The following is a 6619-nucleotide window of genomic DNA, read 5'->3' on the forward strand; positions in this document are numbered from 1 at the left end:
TATTTCATATCCATAATGAGCCAACGCTAAATCGGTGATGACAAATAATGAGGTAAAAACTAACAGGATAATGTAAAACAAAGGTGTTTTCTTCTTTTTTCTAAAGAAGAGAATAGATGTATAAAGTGCAATTCCAAAAATAATTGTAAAACAGAAAAACTCAAATCCTATAAGGATACGTAATTCACCCAGAGAATCATAACTAGAGTTTAAGATTGTCATTGTTTTATATGAACTAAATAAAGAGCTAAATATTGCAAAGATAAGATTTATTGCAGGCAAATAGAGAAACCCGCCAATGCCACTTAATTCTTTCTCTTCACATGCTGCACAAAAGTCTGATTCATGTAATGCTGGGCTTTCACATTTAATACACTTCATAAAATTTCTCTAAATAGTAATTTTAATCCAAAGATTGATTGTTAATTCACGTTAAATCATACAGGTGATAGTATATAAACTAATAACTTGTCAGTCCGACAAATACTCCTATTTTTAATGTGGTTATTTACATCTCCAAGTGAAAAAAATATTTCACCTTGGCTTTTCCCTGAATTTTTCCTATTAATGCGCTGTAATCACTTTGTAATACCCGCAGTTCTTTGGCAACGGCAACACATTGCTCTGCACCAGTACAGCTTGTTATTCATGCCTGAACCTGGTCATATTCCTGCCGATATTTATCCCTGACAGTCGCACGACAACTGGTATCACCCTGACAATTAACCAGTTCCTCACTTCTTGAACGATTCTGGTCAACGCTTAGATGATTATTGTCTATAACAACGCATTCCATTGCGAAGTTGACCGATGGACACTGAATTTTCCAATGCAATCAGTCTGTTACAATCAATTCTTCCCGGTACGGTTTGATGCCCGGCCCATAACGCCCCAACGCGACTTGTTAGCCTGTAAGCCACTTTTCTCAGACGTAATGAACTGCTCCTTTTAAATGTCGGACAATTGTCTAACATTTGGGGGGGCAGTTCACAATAGCCGGGATCGATGTTCATTTATTAGGTGGATAGTTGTAATGATCTGGGATTACATAATCTTCTGGAATAGAAGGTAATTCACATTGTTCACCCCAACCAACTTTTTCAATATCTTCAAAAAGATTCAGGAAAAAATTTGATAAATCAAGTGAAATAACTCGAGCCATAACTAAAGCACACTTAGCCGTTATCATATCTTTCCTTTGGATTGCATCTGTCAATAAATTCAGTTCTATCTCTAACTTAGCTAAGTCTTCTTGCAGTCTCTTATCAAGATCTAACCGATAATCGATACTCCAATCTGAATCAACAAACTTAAAATCAGCAGCACTAATTTTTGACAGTTCTAATATTGCACGTTTGATTTGATCCAAACCACTCATTTCAATTTCCTACCTATAGCCTTGTCTGTTTTGGCTTGATTAATGCTTCCATCAAGGTTGATAACAACCTTAAAGTTCCCTCTTTTGTCAAAGATTTCCAAGTGGTTCTTATGATCACCATCCAAATAAAATTGATCACCTTTTTTGATATGAGTCCCAATATCACTTGAAGCTTGGTAAATACTCTGACCATCATACATTTTACTTGTTTTTTGTGAATTCGATTTCGCTTTGCTCCCAAACCCTGGCTGCCTGAAGAATTCTCCCATATTACCAACAGCCCCCTGATTCGGTTGATACGGTTGTTTGCCTTTTCCGACATCCCTGCGGCCTTTTGCTCCTGCTTTACTGATCCCTCCGGCCACTCCCGCAGATGCCACAATCCCTGTCTACCCCATAATCTTCACGATTTCCTGGGTGGTTTCTTCTGAGCCGCCGGTGACTTGGGCACGATGGAGCACCAAATTCCGTGATGCGTCAATATTCGACATCGCACCCCGTAAATCAGCCCATTCCCTTACTTCTGCCGGCGTAAGGGAATCCAGCCCCTGCATTCTGGCTTTTTCCTGAATTTCTCCTATTCGTGTGCTGTAATCACCCTGTAATGCTCGCAGCTCTTTGGCAACAGCAACGCACTGGTCAGCGCCTGAACACGTTGCTATCCGTTCCTGAACCTTGTCATATTCCTGCCGATATTTATCCCTGACAGTCGCACGACAACTGGTATCACCCTGACAATTAACCAGTTCCTCACTGCGTGATTGATTCTTCTCCACACTGAGGTGGTTGTTGTCTACAACAACTCAGGTGATTGATCTGGGATTCATTTTAAGACAACCACTTTTTAAATTGTTCAAGTATAAATCCATAGGCATCTTCTTTTGTTGTAAATGAAGCAAGCATATAAGGGGAGTCTCTTTCTACATAGCAAACACGCCACATATTTTCTTGCTGCACTACACATGTACAGTCATTATTTCGCAATCCATCTAAGGAATAACTATTTTCATCTACACCCAATAGAGTTAGCTGTTCAATCAATTCTTCACGCGTCATTTATTTATCCACTTTTTTCATATATTCGTTATCTAAATACCACTGAACTGGTTTCGGTAATTCATACTGAGTTACCGTCCCTTTTTGTCCAAACCAAGGCAAAATATTAGATTTAGGAACATCAGGAATGGGTTTGATGATTTTATATTGAAAATAGGGTTTAGTCGTTTCATAAGAGGGAGGCAAAGCTCTTTCTGAAAATGGTACTCCAGCAGGTGAAACAAAATTTCCTCCAGGGTGTCCATATCTATCAATAATTTTACCAGTTGGTAGTGTCACTTTCTCAACAGGACCATAAGCTCCCCGATTTGGCGGCCAAATTCCTAATGATTCCTGAACAGAACCCTCTGCTTTACTGTATTGTCCAAAGTTCGATGATTCTCTGGCAACCTGACTAGTAGTAACATTTTCTTTGACATGATTTGCTACCGTCTTAGCCACAGTAGCCTCTGCCGCTGTTTTGCCTACACCGATCACACCAGCAGCACCTACACCACCCGGCGTTAATGCTTCTGCGACCTGAATACCTGCATTATTTAGACAAATTGTTGGCGCAGCTTTACATCCTTCCAGTGCAGCTCGTGCCATTGCAGCAATTTCAGGTGTGGCGGCCACAATCTGGGCACTACCGGCTACTGCCATTCCTCCCGCAGAGACAATTAGGTTTCCATCAGCTATACCTTTAGCAATATTAGCCTTGCACGTCGTATCGCAGTCTGGTGTTTTACTTAACCAGAATCCAAGATCCGAGCCGGCTGCTGCGCCAAGGGCATTATTATCCGCAACAACTTTCTCTGTCGTGAAGTCTGACGCCTAACCTGATTTTTTCTAAGGCACTCAGTCAGTTACAACCTATTTTTCCCAGTGTGGTTTGATGCTCAACCCACAACTCCCCGACGAGACTTTTCAGCCTGAAATCCACTTTTCTCAGGCGTAATAAACTGCCCCTTTTAAATGTCGGATAATGTCTAACATTTGGGAGGCAGTTCATAAATCTGGGATCTTTATTAGTGTAGTATATGGGTGAAAAAATCATCAATATCAATCAAGTATCGCCATTCTCCCTTATTTGTATATAAGGATAATTCATAATTTTCACCTGATTTTCCAATATATATTTCAGGGAAATTAACACCTCGTGCAGCGAATTTAAAACAATGGCTTGCTCGATACTCGAACATCATATCTATAAGACTTTCATTATCCACATCTATTTTTTCGTAAAATTCATATATGTAATAAGCAATAGAGTCAATACTACAATTATGATCAGGCAGATCAACATAGCGGATATTAGATTCATTATCTTTCATCCATAAAATAAACTCAGACACATTGACTTTCCCATGAAAAATAGAAAATTTTTCTTTATCTTTATATAAAAGAAGGTTAATAAGCTTGCCTTCACCATATGATGATATTTCATCTAACAATACAATTCTTAATTTATACATCATCATTTTCCTTTAATCATTTTATTATACTCAGATTTACTGATATCACCTCTAGAGAGAAATTCTCGTAGTACTTTCGGAGGGGCTTCGTTGCCAGGTATTGGATAACCATGCCAACCACCGGCATTGTCTGGCTGAAACTCATATAATTTTCCGTCAGCTATACCATAACGTTGCTTTCCACCTTGAATAGAATTATTCAAAACTTCTTGGGCTTTTGAATTAGTTAAGTCCATTGGTGTACCCCAACCTCCAGGAGCATGTTTAGGGCTAGGGACGTATTCATTACTATCAGATAAATAGATTAGCTCATCTTTCGTTGGCCCATCAGGAATTGGGGTCGCTGTCGTATTACCACCTACATCCGGCTTACCTTCCGTGTTCCCGGTATGATTTGGTGCAATGCCAGACCGATTTTCCTCATTGCCTGTATGGTTCGGTATACTACCCGGCTTTAACTGCTGGTTTCCACCGGTATGATTAGGGTGTTTCCTTATATCACCAGATTGATCACCGCCGGTATGTGTTGGTAGGTCAGTTGGATTAGCAACTTGAGTATATTTATCTAGAAGTGTATTTAGGTAACTCTCTGTAATTGCATCATTTCCCATCATCTGAAGCATAATCAGATGGTCTAAGTCTTCTGAAGAAATCTTATCAGCGATTTCCTTCGCTACCACTCCGGTTATACCCGCCTTAACGCCTATCTCCAGGACTTTCTCTGCCACTTTAGTTCGGCACGGAGCAGCTATTGCACACCCTTCTGTTATTAGTTTACCAAAGAAATTATTGTCAGTAACAACCCATTCCATTGCGAAGTTGGCCGTCGGACACCAATTTTCCTTGTACACTCAGTCAGTTACAACCCATTCCTCCGGTACGGTTTGATGCCCGACCCATAACGCCCCGACGCGACTTTTCAGCCCGATAAGCCATTTTGTCCGGCGTAATGAACTTCACCTTTAGAGCTAGATGGTTGCCCAACATTTTGGGGTATAGTTCACAATGGCTAGGATTTCTACTTTACTTATTAGGATAGTTATAATGCTCAGGCACCTGATAATTTTCTGGTATATTCGGCCACTCTGAATTTTTTAAGAAAGTATCAGAATCATCTTTTATATCCTCAAAAAAACCAGACAATCTCATTGAATGCATCTTAAAGGTAACTGGCTGGAAGAAGCGGGCTTTGCCACCGGGCAGCCAGTACAGGTCAGTGTTGAGCACGGGCAGTTGATTATCCGGCTTGTTGAGAACGGCTAACCGCTAAAGGGAAGATCCCAGCACTTGGGCTGGGATCTGGGGTTAGCAAAAATCTTGTTCTATTCTGCCTTCCGATTTCAATGTTTCTAAAAAACATTGATAAGCAACTGGATCTGCTTCTAACAGGTCATCTAATATATTTTTTTCAATGAGTGGCTTGTAAAAAATGCCATTTTCAAAGAAAACAAAATCACCAGATAACGATGGCTCTATAATTTCCACTTCCTCTGCGTTATAACTAAGCAGCCCGTCATAACCTTTAGCAAAACCGTAAAAGTATGTTTTTTCTTCGAACCAATATATGGCAAAAACTTCAATAATTTTTTCTGATTTGAACTTTTTTATTTTCATCATTTTTTATCCGTGATTGAAGGTTTAGGTTGGATTTCAGGCCGCTTAGGAGTTGTAATCTTCATATCATAAGCCTTACCAGTAGTTGAGTTATACTGATAATGGATGGTGATATTTGAACCGTCTGGTAACTCGTGTGTAACTTGCATTTTCTGGAATCCTGCATCAGTAGGGAAACGAGGATCTTTATTCATTCCTCTAAGTGGATCACCTGAAGATGGGTTAGCTTTAACTTGGTTCCATAAAATCTGCTCATTCAAATCCCTTGGTGCTGCAACTTGTTGCCCCGGTTTCGCGGTAGATATCTTTTCAGCATTTTTGATAAGCTGTTGATGATAAACAGTATTAGCCGATTTACCACCCAGATTCGTTGTGCCTTGACTGTTTTTCCCAATCTTTTCCAGCGCCGCTTTCTCTGTATTAACAACCGCGTCTGTGCTTCCTTTTGTTGTTGGCGATGATTTTGGCCCTTTGGCTCCCTCCATCACAACAGGCAGCGTCATCGCCATCGCAGCGGCAGTCTCCTGACTCATGCCCATTGCCTCAAAGCGTTTTGTCCAGCCGAGTTCGCCTACCTTGCCTGTGGCAGCCTGACCTAACGTATTCACCGCCGACAGGTAATTTCTGAACTCAACCGGCAATGTGCCGTCCCGGTCCATATTTTTGAGGGTACGCTCAAATACCGGCCACTGATCAACCAGATAACCATACTTCTGCGCACACTGGTTCGGGTTGCTGTTGCAGAAGTTCATCATTTCCTGCTGATTACGGATATTGGTCTCCACCATCTCCTTGATCACCTGTTTACAGCTTTCCCCTTCACAGGTGCGGGCTTGATGCGCAAAATTGTCCAGCTCATTCACGCTCAGATAGTTATTCTCAATAACAACGCATTCCATTGCGAAGTTGATTACCGAACGCCGATTTTCCTAATGCCCTCAGTCAGTTACACCCCGTTTTTTCCAATGTCCGTTCACCGCCGAACTCAAAACCCCTGACGCGCTTTTCGCCTCCAAAGGCCGGTTTTTCCCGCCGTGCCATTGTCAGTGTAGCGCCTTTTTCGGCAACGGGCGAACGTCGCCCAACTCGCTTGGGCGGCGGGTGCCCGTTCTGCGGG

The 6619-nt window shown here is 41.3% G+C and carries 12 protein-coding genes; 1 reads left to right on the top strand and 11 read right to left on the bottom strand.

What is annotated here, in order from left to right; all coding sequences use genetic code 11:
* From C6H66_RS23735 to C6H66_RS26210, 9 genes are all read right to left on the bottom strand, one after another.
* On the bottom strand, positions 1 to 381 hold a 381-nt coding region (locus tag C6H66_RS23735; protein WP_105396927.1), incomplete at its 3' end, for a DUF2569 family protein.
* A 265-nt stretch (positions 382 to 646) separates the two neighbouring features.
* Entirely contained in the window at positions 647 to 796 is a 150-nt protein-coding gene (locus C6H66_RS27135) for a hypothetical protein (protein ID WP_248000807.1), read from the bottom strand.
* 213 nt (positions 797 to 1009) lie between these two features.
* Positions 1010 to 1378: a hypothetical protein gene (locus C6H66_RS23745; protein ID WP_036771428.1), complete on the bottom strand. Its 369-nt coding sequence runs from the start codon at positions 1376 to 1378 to the stop codon at positions 1010 to 1012.
* Positions 1375 to 1758: a hypothetical protein gene (locus tag C6H66_RS23750; RefSeq protein WP_248000808.1), complete on the bottom strand. Its 384-nt coding sequence runs from the start codon at positions 1756 to 1758 to the stop codon at positions 1375 to 1377. The genes C6H66_RS23745 and C6H66_RS23750 overlap by 4 nt, the downstream gene beginning before the upstream one ends.
* A gap of 9 nt (positions 1759 to 1767) precedes the next feature.
* A complete protein-coding gene (locus tag C6H66_RS23755) occupies positions 1768 to 2154 on the bottom strand; it encodes a hypothetical protein (protein WP_248000809.1) in 387 nt (128 codons plus the stop codon).
* Positions 2155 to 2206: 52 nt separating this feature from the next.
* Entirely contained in the window at positions 2207 to 2434 is a 228-nt protein-coding gene (locus C6H66_RS23760; RefSeq protein WP_065391093.1) for a hypothetical protein, read from the bottom strand.
* Positions 2435 to 3076 (bottom strand): TNT domain-containing protein, encoded by a 642-nt coding sequence (locus C6H66_RS23765; protein WP_105396928.1) that lies wholly within the window; start codon positions 3074 to 3076, stop codon positions 2435 to 2437.
* Between the two features lie 365 nt (positions 3077 to 3441).
* Positions 3442 to 3888, bottom strand: coding sequence for a hypothetical protein (locus tag C6H66_RS23770; protein WP_046397822.1), 447 nt, complete (start codon positions 3886 to 3888; stop codon positions 3442 to 3444).
* A 2-nt stretch (positions 3889 to 3890) separates the two neighbouring features.
* Entirely contained in the window at positions 3891 to 4739 is an 849-nt protein-coding gene (locus C6H66_RS26210; protein ID WP_181150291.1) for a hypothetical protein, read from the bottom strand.
* A 301-nt stretch (positions 4740 to 5040) separates the two neighbouring features.
* Here C6H66_RS26210 and C6H66_RS23780 point away from each other — a divergent pair, with 301 nt between their 5' ends.
* Positions 5041 to 5151, top strand: a complete 111-nt coding sequence (locus C6H66_RS23780) for a SymE family type I addiction module toxin (protein WP_248000810.1) — start codon at positions 5041 to 5043, stop codon at positions 5149 to 5151.
* Positions 5152 to 5193: 42 nt separating this feature from the next.
* On the opposite strand, the gene C6H66_RS23785 is transcribed toward C6H66_RS23780, so the two are convergent.
* Entirely contained in the window at positions 5194 to 5505 is a 312-nt protein-coding gene (locus C6H66_RS23785) for a hypothetical protein (protein WP_105396929.1), read from the bottom strand.
* A complete protein-coding gene (locus C6H66_RS23790) occupies positions 5502 to 6401 on the bottom strand; it encodes a hypothetical protein (RefSeq protein ID WP_105396930.1) in 900 nt (299 codons plus the stop codon). Before C6H66_RS23790 ends, C6H66_RS23785 begins: the two co-directional genes overlap by 4 nt.
* Positions 6402 to 6619: the final 218 nt, after the last annotated feature.

Source organism: Photorhabdus hindustanensis (assembly GCF_002968995.1).
GTDB classification, from domain to species: domain Bacteria; phylum Pseudomonadota; class Gammaproteobacteria; order Enterobacterales; family Enterobacteriaceae; genus Photorhabdus; species Photorhabdus akhurstii.